Here is a 14,239-nt window from a genome sequence, read left to right as displayed (position 1 = left end):
CGCGTCGCGACCTGACTCCTAAGTAGCCGGGGGTTGACGGTCGGAAGCGCTGAGTGCCCTCGTGGGGCTCCTGAAGCCCCCACCCGCATATCGGGAGTCGGACGAGACCGGTTGAGGGCGGCACATGCGGACTCAGGTGCCCGCAAACCCCCATCGATGTCAGTGCTACCGGTAGACTGGAGGACAATCCCGCCCCGACCGTGGGGACCGTCCGGGAAAAGCTGAGCAACGCTGATCAGGGCTTACCAACGCAACATGCCGCAGCCGCTCCGGCAACCCGCCGACGAGCCCGGCTCGTGCTGTGCCAGAAAGGGCGCTTCGTGGCCGATTCCGGCAACCCCAACGAGAACATCCCGTCCACCGACACCGGCGTGAGCACCGAGGCGACGACCTCGGGCAGCGAGGTCACCACCTCGTACGACGCCAGTGCCATCACCGTCCTCGAGGGTCTGGACGCGGTCCGCAAGCGACCCGGCATGTACATCGGTTCGACCGGTGAGCGAGGACTGCACCACCTGGTGCAGGAGGTCGTCGACAACTCCGTCGACGAGGCGCTGGCCGGTCACGCGGACACGATCGACGTGACGATCCTCGCCGACGGCGGCGTCCGGGTCGTCGACAACGGCCGCGGCATCCCGGTCGGCATCGTCCCCTCCGAGGGCAAGCCGGCCGTCGAGGTCGTGCTGACGGTCCTGCACGCGGGCGGAAAGTTCGGTGGCGGCGGCTACGCGGTCTCCGGCGGTCTGCACGGCGTGGGCGTCTCCGTCGTGAACGCCCTGTCGACCAAGGTGTCCGTCGAGATCAAGACCGACGGCCACCGCTGGACGCAGGACTACAAGCTGGGCGTCCCGACGGCCCCGCTCGCCAAGCACGAGGCCACGGACGAGCACGGCACCTCGGTCACCTTCTGGGCCGACCCGGACATCTTCGAGACCACCGACTACTCCTTCGAGACGCTCTCCCGGCGCTTCCAGGAGATGGCGTTCCTCAACAAGGGTCTGAGGATCAACCTCACCGACGAGCGCGAGTCGGCGAAGGCCACCGCCGGCGCGGACGAGGCGGGCGAGGACGAGAAGCACGAGGTCAAGCACGTCTCGTACCACTACGAGGGCGGCATCGTCGACTTCGTGAAGTACCTCAACTCCCGCAAGGGAGACGTGGTGCACTCCACCGTGATCGATCTCGAGGCGGAGGACAGGGACAGGAGCCTGTCCCTCGAACTCGCGATGCAGTGGAACAGCGGTTACACCGAGGGCGTGTACTCCTTCGCCAACATCATCCACACGCACGAGGGCGGTACGCACGAAGAGGGCTTCCGCGCGGCGCTGACCTCGCTCATCAACAAGTACGCGCGGGACAAGAAGCTGCTCCGCGAGAAGGACGACAACCTCACGGGCGACGACATCCGTGAGGGTCTGACGGCCATCATCTCGGTCAAGCTGGGCGAGCCCCAGTTCGAGGGCCAGACCAAGACCAAGCTGGGCAACACCGAGGTGAAGACCTTCGTCCAGAAGGTCGTCTACGAGCACCTCAACGACTGGCTGGACCGCAACCCCAACGAGGCCGCGGACATCATCCGCAAGGGCATCGCGGCGGCCACCGCGCGCGTGGCGGCCCGCAAGGCCCGCGACCTGACCCGCCGCAAGGGCCTGCTGGAGTCGGCGTCCCTGCCGGGCAAGCTGTCGGACTGCCAGTCGAACGACCCCGTCAAGTGCGAGATCTTCATCGTCGAGGGTGACTCCGCCGGCGGTTCGGCCAAGTCCGGCCGCAACCCGCAGTACCAGGCGATCCTCCCGATCCGCGGCAAGATCCTCAACGTCGAGAAGGCGCGTATCGACCGGATCCTGCAGAACCAGGAGATCCAGGCGATGATCTCCGCGTTCGGTACGGGCGTGCACGAGGACTTCGACATCGAGAAGCTCCGCTACCACAAGATCATCCTGATGGCGGACGCCGACGTCGACGGACAGCACATCAACACCCTGCTGCTGACCTTCCTGTTCCGCTTCATGCGGCCGCTGGTCGAGGCCGGGCACGTGTTCCTGTCCCGTCCGCCGCTGTACAAGATCAAGTGGGGCCGGGACGACTTCGAGTACGCGTACTCCGACCGCGAGCGCGACGCGCTGATCGAGATGGGCCGCAACGCCGGCAAGCGCATCCGTGAGGACTCCGTCCAGCGCTTCAAGGGTCTCGGCGAGATGAACGCCGAGGAACTGCGCATCACCACGATGGACCAGGAGCACCGCGTCCTCGGCCAGGTCACCCTGGACGACGCCGCCCAGGCCGACGACCTGTTCTCCGTCCTGATGGGCGAGGACGTCGAGGCCCGCCGCGCGTTCATCCAGCGCAACGCCAAGGACGTCCGCTTCCTCGACATCTGAGTCGGTCTCAGCTGACCGCACCAGGAAGGACCTTCACCAGCAATGACCGACCAGAACACTCCCGTCACGCCCGAAGAGGACGGCCCCGTCCTGCGCGTCGAGCCCGTCGGGCTCGAGACGGAGATGCAGCGCTCCTACCTCGACTACGCGATGTCCGTCATCGTCTCGCGTGCGCTGCCGGACGTCCGTGACGGCCTCAAGCCCGTCCACCGCCGCGTGCTGTACGCCATGTACGACGGCGGCTACCGCCCCGAGCGCGGCTTCTACAAGTGCGCCCGCGTCGTCGGCGACGTCATGGGCAACTACCACCCGCACGGCGACTCCTCGATCTACGACGCGCTGGTCCGCCTGGCGCAGCCGTGGTCGATGCGGATGCCGCTGGTGGACTCCAACGGCAACTTCGGCTCGCCGGGCAACGACCCGGCGGCGGCCATGCGCTACACCGAGTGCAAGATGGCGCCGCTGTCGATGGAGATGGTCCGCGACATCGACGAGGCCACCGTCGACTTCACGGACAACTACGACGGCCGCTCCCAGGAGCCGACCGTCCTGCCGGCCCGTTTCCCGAACCTGCTGATCAACGGCTCGGCCGGTATCGCGGTCGGCATGGCGACCAACATCCCGCCGCACAACCTGCGCGAGGTCGCGGCCGGCGCCCAGTGGTACCTGGAGAACCCCGAGGCCTCCCACGAGGAGCTCCTGGACGCGCTGATCGAGCGCATCAAGGGCCCCGACTTCCCCACCGGCGCGCTCGTCGTGGGCCGCAAGGGCATCGAGGAGGCGTACCGCACGGGCCGCGGTTCGATCACCATGCGCGCGGTGGTCGAGGTCGAGGAGATCCAGAACCGCCAGTGCCTGGTGGTCACGGAGCTCCCCTACCAGACCAACCCGGACAACCTCGCGCAGAAGATCGCCGACCTGGTGAAGGACGGCAAGATCGGCGGCATCGCGGACGTCCGCGACGAGACCTCCTCGCGCACCGGCCAGCGCCTGGTCATCGTGCTGAAGCGGGACGCGGTCGCCAAGGTCGTGCTGAACAACCTGTACAAGCACACCGACCTGCAGACCAACTTCGGCGCCAACATGCTGGCGCTGGTCGACGGCGTTCCGCGCACGCTCTCGCTGGACGCGTTCATCCGGCACTGGGTGGCGCACCAGATCGAGGTCATCGTCCGCCGTACGCGGTTCCGGCTGCGCAAGGCCGAGGAGCGGGCGCACATCCTGCGCGGCCTGCTGAAGGCCCTGGACGCCATCGACGAGGTCATCGCGCTGATCCGGCGCAGTGACACCGCGGAGATCGCGCGCGGGGGCCTGATGGGCCTCCTGGAGATCGACGAGATCCAGGCGAACGCCATCCTCGAGATGCAGCTGCGCCGGCTGGCCGCCCTGGAACGCCAGAAGATCGTCCAGGAGCACGACGAACTCCAGGCGAAGATCAGCGAGTACAACGACATCCTCGCCTCCCCGGTCCGTCAGCGCGGCATCGTCAGCGAGGAGCTGGCGGCGATCGTCGAGAAGTACGGCGACGACCGCAAGACGAAGCTGATCCCGTACGAGGGCGACATGTCCATCGAGGACCTGATCGCCGAAGAGGACATCGTCGTCACGGTCACGCGCGGCGGTTACATCAAGCGCACCAAGACCTACGACTACCGGGCCCAGAAGCGCGGCGGCAAGGGCGTACGGGGCACGAAGCTCAAGGAAGACGACATCGTCAACCACTTCTTCGTCTCCACCACCCACCACTGGCTGCTCTTCTTCACGAACAAGGGCCGCGTGTACCGCGTGAAGGCCTACGAGCTGCCCGACGCCGGCCGGGACGCGCGCGGGCAGCACGTGGCCAACCTGCTGGCCTTCCAGCCGGACGAGACGATCGCCCAGATCCGCGCGATCCGCGACTACGAGGCGGTGCCCTACCTGGTCCTGGCCACCAAGGCGGGCCTGGTGAAGAAGACGCCGCTGAAGGACTACGACTCCCCGCGCTCGGGCGGTGTCATCGCGATCAACCTGCGTGAGCAGGAGGACGGGTCCGACGACGAACTGATCGGAGCCGAACTCGTCTCATCCGACGACGATCTGCTGTTGATCAGCAAGAAGGCGCAGTCGATCAGGTTCACCGCCACGGATGACACGCTGCGGCCCATGGGCCGTGCCACCTCGGGTGTCAAGGGCATGAGTTTCCGCGCGGGGGACGAGCTGCTCTCGATGAATGTCGTTCGACCCGGTACGTTCGTGTTCACTGCCACAGACGGCGGGTACGCGAAGCGGACCGCCGTCGACGAGTACCGCGTCCAGGGTCGCGGCGGCCTCGGCATCAAGGCTGCCAAGATCGTCGAGGACCGCGGCTCCCTCGTCGGCGCGCTGGTGGTCGAGGAGACCGACGAGATTCTCGCCATCACGCTGTCGGGTGGTGTGATTCGCACGCGAGTCAACGAGATCAGGGAAACCGGCCGTGACACCATGGGCGTCCAACTGATCAATCTGGGCAAGCGCGATGCCGTGGTCGGCATCGCCCGTAACGCCGAGGCGGGACGCGAGGCGGAGGAAGTCGACGGCGACGTGGTCGTGGACGAGTCCGCCGACGGGGCCGCGACCGCCGGCACGGACGAGGGTGAGGCGCCCTCGGCCGAGTAGCACGAGGAGTGAGTCAGCGTGAGCGGAGCCACGGGCGCCGGACCGGCCGGTACCAGCACGGGAACGGACGGCGGTGGCCGTGGCTCCGCCGCGCGGGCGGCCGATCCGCACACGACCAATCTCAAAGCGATCAGGTCGCCCGCCAAGGACGCGTCCTCGCCCGACAGGCATGGACCCCAGGGGGGAACTGTGACGGACACCCGAGGCCCGCAGCAGGCAGCGCCGGAACAAGGCGCCGCCGGTACGGCCTCACCGCTGCCGGGGGAACGGCAGCCGCAGCAACAGGCGGGCCCGTACCACCCGCCGCAGGCCTACCCGGTGCAGGCCGGCACGGCAGCGGGTCAGACCGGCGGAGTGCGCCGCCCGCGCACGGGGGCGAGCACCACACCGCGCGTGCGCAAGGCACGTCTGCGCGTGGCGAAGGCCGACCCCTGGTCGGTGATGAAGGTCAGCTTCCTGCTCTCCATCGCGCTCGGCATCTGCACGATCGTCGCGGCAGCGGTGCTGTGGATGGTCATGGACGCCATGGGCGTGTTCTCGACGGTCGGCGGCACGATCGCCGAGGCGACCGGCTCCAACGAGTCGAACGGCTTCGACCTCCAGTCGTTCCTGTCGCTGCCCAACGTCCTGATGTTCACGTCGATCATCGCGGTCATCGACGTCGTCCTGGCCACGGCTCTCGCGACGCTCGGCGCCTTCATCTACAACCTCTCCGCGGGGTTCGTGGGCGGTGTCGAGCTGACGCTGGCCGAGGACGAGTGAGCTGCTCGGAGGGCTTCTCCGGCCGCGGCTGAGGGTCCTCCGACAATCGATTTTGGGACTGCCCCCGTCGTGCGCTAATCTTCAGGAGTCAGCGCGCGGGACATACACCGCAGAGCGCGACGGGGCTATAGCTCAGTTGGTTAGAGCGCATCCCTGATAAGGATGAGGCCACAGGTTCAAATCCTGTTAGCCCCACCAGCACGAAGACCCCCAACCACTCGCGGTTGGGGGTCTTCGGCATGTACGGCCGGCAGAGGGCGTGGCCGGGTGCCGGCCGTCGCCGTCCCCGGCGGGCCGAGGTGGGCGGCCGCACGCGCATGGACCGCAGGGGTCCTCGCGGGCGACGTGACCGAGGCGGGCACGGGGACGGCCCGGCTGCTCTGTTCGAGCGAGCCGGACCTGTGCGCGCCGTGGGGCTGTACGCAAGTTCGCCTGGACCTGTAGGAGCCGGCTACGGCACGGGGCGGGGGCCGGGGCCTTCGGCTCAGCGGCGGAGCGGGGTGTCGCCGGGCTGCGGTTCCGTCGGGGCCGTGGTGCTGTCGGAACAGTTCTCGGGATTCGGTTCGCCGGCCTGATCGGGAAGCACCCGGTGGCGGCAGCCGGGGGACTTGCCGTGCGCCTCGGCGCGGATGCGCTGTTTCATCGTCGGCGGCAGGGCGCTGAGGAGGGGCCAGGAGAGCGGTGCCGCTTCCGCCGTGCTCGGGCGGCTCCCGGTGTTGCGGACCGGCTCGCTCTGCGGTACTGCGGCCGAGGCGTTCGTGGTGATGAGTCCGAGTGCGGTGCACAGCGCCAGGAAGGCGGTGACGACGGCGGTCCACAGCTTCATTGCCTTGTTCCGGGCCATGGTCCTTCCTTTCGGGTCGGGCGATTTGCGTACTTTCCTCATGATGTGTATGTGGGTCTCGAAGTGGTGGACCTGCGCCCGTGGCGCATGGATGTTCAGATGAACATCACTCGGGTGGGTGCAAGGTGGTCGAAAAGGGGAAAAAGTGGGAGGAAACCGATCAAAGTAACCGTCCGTGCGGGTGTGATCACCCTTCGGTCGGATGGTCGTATCCCGCTTCTGCTGCCCGGTGTCCGACGGCAGTTGAAGGCGCCGGCACAGGTCACCGATCGATATCGACCGGTGTGTATAGTCGGGCGGCAGAGGTCCCCTACGTCAAGGAAAGACGAGGTCGCGCGGTGAAGAAGCTTCTCCTGGTCGCACTGGCCGCCATCGGCGGGCTCCTCGTGTACCGCCAGATCCAGGCGGATCGCGCCGAGCAGGATCTGTGGACGGAGGCGACCGACTCCGTGCCCACGGGTTCGTGAGTACCGACATCCGACGCTGAACAGACCCCGGCCGCCCTCGCGGCCGGGGTTTTGTGTGCGGTGGGGCCTTGTCGACGGGCCGTGCCCGCGGGGCAGGATGAGCGACGGTGCGAGGTCTTCGAGGTCCGGCAACGACGAGGGGTGGCGCGTGAGGGCACGACGGTGTGGGGCGCGGGCCGGGAGGGGCCGGTCCTCGGGCGCCGGGCGGGCGGGTGTGGTGGCGCTCGCGTCCGTGGTGACGCTGGGGCTGGGGAGCATGCCGTCGGGGGCCCTGGCCGGCGAGCCCGCAGGAGCCGTCGATGCCGCCGAGACGACCGCCACCGTCGAGGGGGCCGGGCCCGCCAATGCCGCCGGGGCCTTCCGGTCCGCGCCCGGGAGCCGTGGCGGCTATGCCTTCGCCGGGAACGCGCGGAGGATCGACGGGGCCGTGAGCACCGCCGACGCCGCGGAACTGGAACCCGGCCGGACCTACCGGAGCACACTTCCGGGTACCGGCAAGGTCTACTACCGCCTGGAACTCGACGCCACCACGAACATCTACGCCTCCGTCACCGCCGTCCCCCCGGCCGGCCGCACCGCATCCGTCATCGACGGGGTCAAGGTGTCCCTGGAGGACGTCGAGGGCCGCTCCTGCGATGTGGACACGGCGAGCTTCGGTGCCGCCGGCAGCCCGCACCCGGTCGCCGCCTGGGCCATGCGGGAGCTCTCCCCCCGCAGATCCCTCTGCAAGGAGGCCGGTACGTACTACGTGGCCGTCGAACGCGTCGACCCGGACGGGGAGGGCTCCTCCCCCGATCCCTGGGAGACGGAGCTCACCGCGGTGTCGGAGCCGCCGCTCGAGAGGACCGGCGCGACGATCGCGCCGCGGGAGTGGGACTCCGCCCCGCCCGAGCCTGTCCCGGGGAAACCCGAACGGCGCCGGGGCGGAGCGGGTTTCGCTCTGGCCGCTCCCGTCGGCCACGGGGTCTGGCGGGACGACATCCGCCCCGGCCAGACCCTCTTCTACAAGGTCCCCGTGGACTGGGGCCGGCAGCTCCACGCCACCGCCGAACTGGGCAGTTCCGCCTCGGCCGGCGGTGGCGGCTATGTCGCCGCCGCGCTGGACCTGGACCTCTACAACCCCGCCCGCGGCCACGTCGTGGACGTGGGCATCGGTTACGACGGCGACCAGAAGGCGGAGAGCCTCGCTCCCCTGCCGCCGGTCGCCCACGTCAACCGCCACGCCGTCAGCCGTCAGGTCGGAGCGATGCGGTTCGCCGGGTCGTACTACCTCGTCGCGCACCTCTCGGCGGAGGTGGCGGACGGCTTCGGGGACGCGCCCGTGCCGCTGACCCTGCGGGTGCGGCTGAGCGGTGCGGCACAGGACGGGCCCGGGTACGCGGGGGAGGCCGTGCCGTCGGACGTCTTCACGGTCACGGGCCAGGACAGGCAGGCGGCGGCCGCGGGCGGCGACGCCGTGTTCCGGGCCCTCGCGGTGGGCGGTATCGGCACCGGCAGCGCACTTCTGGTGGGGCTCGGCGTGTGGACGCTGGTCGCTCGTCGGCGGGCCCTTCCTTAGGCGGCGGGCCGGCCCGGAGGTGGGATGGCTCGGAGGTGAGGCCGACCCGACCACGTGCGCGGCCCGGCCATGTGCGTGACCCGACCACGTGCGCGGCCCGGCGGGAACGGCCCGGTGGTGGGTCAGATGCGGGTGAGGGCCCAGAAGCCCACGGCGTAGCAGGCCAGGGCCAGGAGCAGGAGCGGGACGGTCACCTTCGCCGGAGGGCCGGGTCGGCGACCGCGTCGGCGGTGGGACCGACGGCGTGATCCGCGTCCCGGTACCGCCTCACCCGGCGGCGGAACCCGCGGGGCCCGGGCGGTGTACTCGGCGGTGGAGGCGTCGGGACACACGGCCGGCGGGGGCAGGGGGGATCGCAGGGGATGAGTGGGGCCGTGCGGGGAGACGTGGGGGGCGGCGTCGGCCGGCTGGCGCGGTACGCCGTGCCGGGCCCGCTCCGGTGTCCGAGGGGAGTGTGCGGGGGCCGGCGGGACGGGCAGGGGGGAGGAGGCGGCCGTGGCCCGGGGCGGCGGAAGAGGGAAGCTGCCGGTGTCCGACATGCCGGGTGGCTGGGGGGAGGAACCGGACGGCGTCACGGAGGAGACGGTGCCCTCACGCGGATCGGCGGGTACGACGCCCCCGCCCTCACCCGCACCGGCGAAGGCATGCGCGGTGCCTGCGGTGCCCGAGCTCCGGCCCGGTACGGAGACGGCACCGTTTCCCCAAGCCGATCCTGCCGACCTCGCCGATCCGGTCGGACCCGCCGATCCGGTCGGACCCGCCGCTCCTGCCGGACCCGCCGATCCGGTCGGCCCAGGTACCGGCCCGGGCACCGGGCCCGCTCGCCGGCCCGCTGTCCCGGCATCGGACGGAAAACCCCGCTCCGCCTCCGGCCTGGTTCCCTGCGGGGCCGGACCACCCCCGCCGCCCGGCTGCACACCGGAGGCAGTCCTCAGCGGACCGCCCGCGGCGAACCCGGGTGGCAGTGGCCCCAGTTGGTCGAAGATCTCGATCAGCTCGTCGTCGGGCCCGGGCTCCGGCAGCAGCTCCGCGGCCGCGGCGAGTGCCTTGCGCGCCCCCGTGGCCGTGCGGAACCTCGCCTGCGGATCCGGCTGGAGCAGGGAGGCCACGACCTGCCACAGCGGCCCGGGAATGCCCCGGGGTGCGCCGGGCGTCCCGTGGTCGGCGAAGTACTGGATCAGGGCCTTGGCGTCCGGTCTGGCGCCCTCCAGCAGATACAGCGCGACCAGGCCCACGGCGAACAGGTCGGCGGGGAAGTCCGGTTCGGAGCCCATCATCTGCTCCGGCGCGAGATAACCGGGCGTGCCCACCACCAGGTTGGTCTCGGTCAGCCGGGGCTCGCCCATGCGCATCGCGATGCCGAAGTCGGACAGGCGCAACCGTGGCCTGCCCGTGCCGGTCGCCTCCAGGAGCACGTTGGCGGGTTTGATGTCACGGTGCACGACGTCCTCCGCGTGCACTGCGGCGAGCCCCGCCAGCAACTGGTCGAGCAGGGTACAGACGAAGCCCGGCGGCAGGGGTCCGTAGTCACCGACGAGGTGGACCAGCGAACCGCCGGCGACCAGGTCCATGGTGAACAGGACCTTGTCGTCGTCGGCGGCCCAGCTGGTGGGAGCGAGGACATGGGGGTGATCGATCCGCAGGGCCTGCTCGCGGACGAAACGGAGCAGGGAGTGGGCGTCGCTCTGCAGCAGCACCTTGGCGGCCACGTAACGGCGGCGCCGGTGGTCCCAGGCGCGCCAGACGGCACCGACGCCTCCGCGCCCGATCGGATCGACCAGTTCGTACCGGCCGGCGAAGACTTCACCCATGGCTGTGCGTCGCTCCTCCCCCTGCGGTGTCCCCCGCGCCTCCCTCTCCCACGCCGGGCGACACGACTCTCCGGGTTCCCCCCGGTCCCCCGCGCGTCACCGGTGGCCGACCCCCCTTCGGCCGCCGGGCGGGTGTCAGCTCTGGTGGGACTGGTAGTGCGTGACCGCGTCGGAGGTGCGGCCGGCGCCATAGACCCGGAGGAACTCCGCCAGCTCCGGATGGGTGGGGGCGAGGGTGTCGGCGGCCTCGATGATGTCGCCGGCGGCAGCCACCGAGCGCAGCAGGGACTGGATCTCGCGGACCACCCGCTTGACCGTGGGCGCGCCCGAACCGCTGGTCGTCTGGGTGGTGGTGCTGAGGACCGAGCCCCCCTGCGACTTCTTGATCTCCTCCATGCGCTCGGTCGCCTCCGCCGCGCTGACACTGCCGTCCGCGACCTGCCCCGCCAGGTCCTGCAACAGCTGCACCCGCTGTACCACCGCCGGATTGCCGATCTTCGCCCGCTGGCCGCTCATCAGCTGCGACAGCATCGGCGCGGACAGCCCCAGTACCCCGGCGAGACGCGCCTGGTTGAGGCCCAGGTCGTCTATGAGCTTACGGAAGAGCGCCCCCAACGGCTCCCCGTACCAGTTCCGCTGCAGTTCCCGCGCTCTGGCGGTGGCTTCCTGCTGTGCGGCGTCCATTGCGTCTCCCCATCGCTTCCCCATGAACCGTGGTTCGCTGTAGCGAACCACGCCGAGCATCTTACGGAGAGTGGTCGGTCACGGGGACCCCCAATCCTTTTGCGGAATCCCCGGGGGAACCCGGTACTCTGGTCCCGAGCGCCCACCAGGATGTCTTTCTCCCAGGTGGACGCTTTCCTTCCGGGGCCTTAGCTCAGTTGGTAGAGCGCTGTCTTTGCATGGCAGATGTCAGGGGTTCGACTCCCCTAGGCTCCACCCCCGAACCCCTCCCACCTGTGGAAACGCGGTGGGAGGGGTTCTGTTTCACGTGAAACGGCGCGGTGGGGCAGGAGGCGATCAAGTCTCCTGCCCCACCGCGCCGTTGGCGTCGGTGCGCGTCAGGGCGATTCGTCGCGCCTGGCGGTCTCCTCCTCGGCCTCCTTGGCCTCGACCTCGGGGTCGAGCGTGGCCGGGCCGCTGCCGTCCACGGACGTCAGCTGTGCCGATCCCGAGACGTCCGTCGCGGCCGGCGGCTCCACCAGCCAGTCCGGGTTGGCCTGCTTGTCCCACCACTTCCAGGCGGCGTAGGCGCCTCCTGCCACGGCGCCCACGATCAGGACCGCCCTCGTGGCACGGCCGGCCTTGGCCCGCCGCCGCTGTTTGCGGATCAGCTTTTCGATCTGCCGGGCCGAAACCTGGCCGCGAAGCGCCGCCAGTGCGGCCGCGCTGCGGGCCGCGGCCTCTTCCTTCGCGGGGCCGGCGGCGGCCACCGCCTGCTCGATCTTCGGCCGGGAGTAGTCCGCCGCCTGTCGGGCGGCCTGGCGGGTGCGGGCGGCGGCTTGATGGGCGGCCTTGTCGACCTTCGGCGGCACATGGGTCCGGGCCTGTTCCAGGTAGGGCTGGACATGGGCGCCGTAGTGGACGCGGGCCTGACCTGCTGCCTGCGTCACCTTGGGCGCCAGCCGTACGCGGGCCTCCTGTGCATAGTGCGCGGCCCTGACCTTGGCCGTGTCGGCGTAAGGCGCCACCACTTCCGCGGCGTGCAGCACGCTGTCCTTCGCCGAACCGGTCGCGGCGCGCACGCTGTCGATGCGGGTCACGGTTCCTCCTCCTCGGTGGCGTACGGTATTTCGACTTTCCACCCTTTTACGGATCATGCCTGTCGCCTTGCACTGAGGCATGCGCGGACGGGCATACGGGTGCCGGCAGGGCTGATCGATTGCGTTGTCGAGTGCGGGAGCGGATGAACCAGGGACAACTGGAACTTGTCGTCGACAATGCCACGGATCACCGCCATACGCCCCCGCCCCGGGGCCGCTCGGCCGTTTTTCCGCAACCGGAACGGCACGGTCGTCCTTCTGTGCAAGGAGGCCGGGCGACTGAACGCCCCGTCCGTGCGAGGATCAGGGAGTCACGGAAAGACAACGGAAGGCACATCGTGGCTGAGCAGCTCAACGCCACCCTGAAGACCAATCACGGCGACATCGAGGTCCGGCTCTTCCCGAACCACGCGCCCATCACGGTCAAGAACTTCGTCGAGCTCGCCAAGGGCGAGCGGGAGTGGACCCACCCGCAGACCGGCGAGAAGTCCACGGACAAGCTCTACGACGGCACGGTCTTCCACCGGGTGATCAGTGGCTTCATGATCCAGGGCGGTGACCCGCTGGGCAACGGCACCGGCGGTCCCGGTTACCAGTTCGAGGACGAGTTCCACCCGGACCTGCGCTTCGACAAGCCCTACCTGCTGGCGATGGCCAACGCGGGCCCGGGTACCAACGGCTCGCAGTTCTTCATCACCGTCTCCCCGACGGCGTGGCTGAACCGCAAGCACACCATCTTCGGTGAGGTCGCCGACGCCGCCAGCCAGAAGGTCGTCGACACCATCGCGGCCATCCAGACCAACCCGCGCACCGACCGCCCGGTGAACGACGTGGTCATCGAGTCGGTCGAGATCCGCGAGGGCTGATCCCTCGTCCCTCGGAGGGCGGAAGCCCCCGAAGGGAACCAATCGCCCCGCTCATCCGTAAGGATGGGCGGGGCGGGGCTTTTCCCGCACGACTAGGGGGTCCCATGGACGACCAGGCTGCCGACAGCTCGCGGGACGCCCGGAGTGTCCCCGGCTGCTATCGCCACCCGGACCGCGAGACCGGCATCCGCTGCACCCGGTGCGAGCGCCCGATCTGCCCCGAGTGCATGGTCGACGCCTCGGTCGGTTTCCAGTGCCCGGAGTGCGTCCGGGGCGGCTCGGGCACGGGACACGCGCCGTCGGCCTCCGTGCCCCGCACGATCGCCGGTGGCGCCGTCGCCGCCGACCCCCGCCTGCTGACCAAGATCCTCCTCGGGATCAACATCGCGGTGTTCCTCGCCGTGCAGATCCGGCCGTCACTGCTGCGCGAGCTGTACCTCATCGGTGCGTGGCCGCCGGCGCCGTACCTGCCGACGCAGGGAGTGGCGGAGGGCGAGTGGTACCGCCTGGTCACCTCGATGTTCACGCACGAGGAGATCTGGCACATCGGCTTCAACATGCTCGGCCTGTGGTGGCTCGGCGGGCCGCTGGAACAGGCGCTCGGCCGCACTCGCTATCTCGCCCTGTACCTGATGTCGGGCGTGGCGGGAAGCGCGCTGACGTTTCTGCTGGCCGAGGGGACCACGGCCTCGCTCGGCGCGTCCGGTGCCGTCTTCGGACTGTTCGGTGCCACCGCGGTGCTGATGCGCCGGCTCCGCTACGACATGCGTCCGATCATCGCCCTGCTGGTGATCAACCTGATCTTCACCTTCGGCTGGAGCAATATCGCCTGGCAGGCCCATATCGGCGGACTCGTCGCCGGTGCCGCGATCGGGTACGCCATGGTCCACGCCCCGCGCGAGCGGCGGGCACTGGTGCAGTACGGCACCTGTGCGCTGGTGCTGGCCGGGGTTGTTCTGACGATCCTGCTGAGGACGGCCCAGCTCACCTGAGCACGACGGTTGTCCACAGTCTGTGGCAGATCTTGTGCAGGGTGTGCGGGAACATCTGTGCCCCAGGTGACCGGGGTGTGTTTGCGCAGGTCAGGCAGGGTGTGAACAGGCTTTCGACTGTCGGTGTTTCTATCACACCGGCGTCAACCTCCGACGAGTTA

11 protein-coding genes and 2 tRNA genes are annotated in these 14,239 nt (G+C 69.7%); 9 read left to right on the top strand and 4 right to left on the bottom strand.

Annotated elements, in window-relative coordinates:
* The first annotated feature begins 320 nt into the window (after positions 1 to 320).
* The 4 genes from gyrB to ACF07S_RS14900 all read left to right on the top strand — a co-directional run bounded on the left by gyrB (position 321) and on the right by ACF07S_RS14900 (position 5,975).
* Positions 321 to 2,381 carry a DNA topoisomerase (ATP-hydrolyzing) subunit B gene (gyrB, locus tag ACF07S_RS14915; RefSeq protein ID WP_391962641.1) on the top strand — a complete coding sequence of 687 codons (2,061 nt, stop codon included), beginning with the start codon at positions 321 to 323 and terminating at the stop codon, positions 2,379 to 2,381.
* Between the two features lie 42 nt (positions 2,382 to 2,423).
* On the top strand, positions 2,424 to 5,015 hold the full coding sequence (gyrA, locus tag ACF07S_RS14910) for a DNA gyrase subunit A (RefSeq protein WP_391962642.1): 2,592 nt from the start codon (positions 2,424 to 2,426) through the stop codon (positions 5,013 to 5,015).
* A gap of 18 nt (positions 5,016 to 5,033) precedes the next feature.
* A complete protein-coding gene (locus ACF07S_RS14905) occupies positions 5,034 to 5,777 on the top strand; it encodes a DUF3566 domain-containing protein (RefSeq protein WP_391974326.1) in 744 nt (247 codons plus the stop codon).
* A gap of 121 nt (positions 5,778 to 5,898) precedes the next feature.
* A tRNA-Ile gene (locus tag ACF07S_RS14900) sits at positions 5,899 to 5,975 on the top strand.
* Positions 5,976 to 6,261: 286 nt separating this feature from the next.
* Here ACF07S_RS14900 and ACF07S_RS14895 read toward each other — a convergent pair.
* Positions 6,262 to 6,621: a DUF6344 domain-containing protein gene (locus ACF07S_RS14895; RefSeq protein WP_391974325.1), complete on the bottom strand. Its 360-nt coding sequence runs from the start codon at positions 6,619 to 6,621 to the stop codon at positions 6,262 to 6,264.
* 338 nt (positions 6,622 to 6,959) lie between these two features.
* Between ACF07S_RS14895 and ACF07S_RS14890 the strand changes: the two genes are divergently transcribed.
* The gene (locus tag ACF07S_RS14890; RefSeq protein WP_003999697.1) at positions 6,960 to 7,088 is read left to right on the top strand and encodes a DLW-39 family protein; all 129 of its coding nucleotides are present in this window, start codon (positions 6,960 to 6,962) and stop codon (positions 7,086 to 7,088) included.
* A gap of 217 nt (positions 7,089 to 7,305) precedes the next feature.
* A complete protein-coding gene (locus ACF07S_RS14885; RefSeq protein ID WP_391974324.1) occupies positions 7,306 to 8,646 on the top strand; it encodes a hypothetical protein in 1,341 nt (446 codons plus the stop codon).
* A gap of 122 nt (positions 8,647 to 8,768) precedes the next feature.
* On the opposite strand, the gene ACF07S_RS14880 is transcribed toward ACF07S_RS14885, so the two are convergent.
* Positions 8,769 to 10,457, bottom strand: coding sequence for a protein kinase (locus ACF07S_RS14880; protein ID WP_391974323.1), 1,689 nt, complete (start codon positions 10,455 to 10,457; stop codon positions 8,769 to 8,771).
* A gap of 135 nt (positions 10,458 to 10,592) precedes the next feature.
* On the bottom strand, positions 10,593 to 11,141 hold the full coding sequence (locus tag ACF07S_RS14875; protein WP_391962647.1) for a helix-turn-helix domain-containing protein: 549 nt from the start codon (positions 11,139 to 11,141) through the stop codon (positions 10,593 to 10,595).
* Between the two features lie 182 nt (positions 11,142 to 11,323).
* Between ACF07S_RS14875 and ACF07S_RS14870 the strand changes: the two genes are divergently transcribed.
* Positions 11,324 to 11,396, top strand: a tRNA-Ala gene (locus tag ACF07S_RS14870).
* Positions 11,397 to 11,518: 122 nt separating this feature from the next.
* Here the strand turns inward: ACF07S_RS14870 and ACF07S_RS14865 are convergent.
* Positions 11,519 to 12,220 (bottom strand): DUF5324 family protein, encoded by a 702-nt coding sequence (locus ACF07S_RS14865; protein WP_391962648.1) that lies wholly within the window; start codon positions 12,218 to 12,220, stop codon positions 11,519 to 11,521.
* Between the two features lie 338 nt (positions 12,221 to 12,558).
* Between ACF07S_RS14865 and ACF07S_RS14860 the strand changes: the two genes are divergently transcribed.
* Both ACF07S_RS14860 and ACF07S_RS14855 read left to right on the top strand, forming a co-directional pair.
* Complete coding sequence (locus tag ACF07S_RS14860; protein ID WP_391962649.1) at positions 12,559 to 13,086, top strand: peptidylprolyl isomerase; 528 nt, start codon at positions 12,559 to 12,561, stop codon at positions 13,084 to 13,086.
* Between the two features lie 104 nt (positions 13,087 to 13,190).
* The gene (locus ACF07S_RS14855; RefSeq protein WP_391974322.1) at positions 13,191 to 14,078 is read left to right on the top strand and encodes a rhomboid family intramembrane serine protease; all 888 of its coding nucleotides are present in this window, start codon (positions 13,191 to 13,193) and stop codon (positions 14,076 to 14,078) included.
* The last annotated feature ends 161 nt before the right edge of the window (positions 14,079 to 14,239 follow it).

The sequence above is a fragment of the Streptomyces sp. NPDC016640 genome (assembly GCF_043076215.1).
In the GTDB taxonomy this organism is placed as follows: Bacteria; Actinomycetota; Actinomycetes; order Streptomycetales; family Streptomycetaceae; genus Streptomyces.
The sequence above is the reverse complement of the archived record's forward strand: the minus strand, read 5'-3'. Positions and strand labels throughout refer to the sequence as shown.

Coding starts and splice junctions, on each gene's coding strand:
- ACF07S_RS14855 (WP_391974322.1), top strand. CDS start 13,191: ATGGACGACCAGGCTGCCGACAGCTCGCGGGACGCCCGGAGTGTCCCC.
- gyrA (WP_391962642.1), top strand. CDS start 2,424: ATGACCGACCAGAACACTCCCGTCACGCCCGAAGAGGACGGCCCCGTC.
- ACF07S_RS14895 (WP_391974325.1), bottom strand. CDS start 6,621: ATGGCCCGGAACAAGGCAATGAAGCTGTGGACCGCCGTCGTCACCGCC.
- ACF07S_RS14880 (WP_391974323.1), bottom strand. CDS start 10,457: ATGGGTGAAGTCTTCGCCGGCCGGTACGAACTGGTCGATCCGATCGGG.
- ACF07S_RS14875 (WP_391962647.1), bottom strand. CDS start 11,141: ATGGACGCCGCACAGCAGGAAGCCACCGCCAGAGCGCGGGAACTGCAG.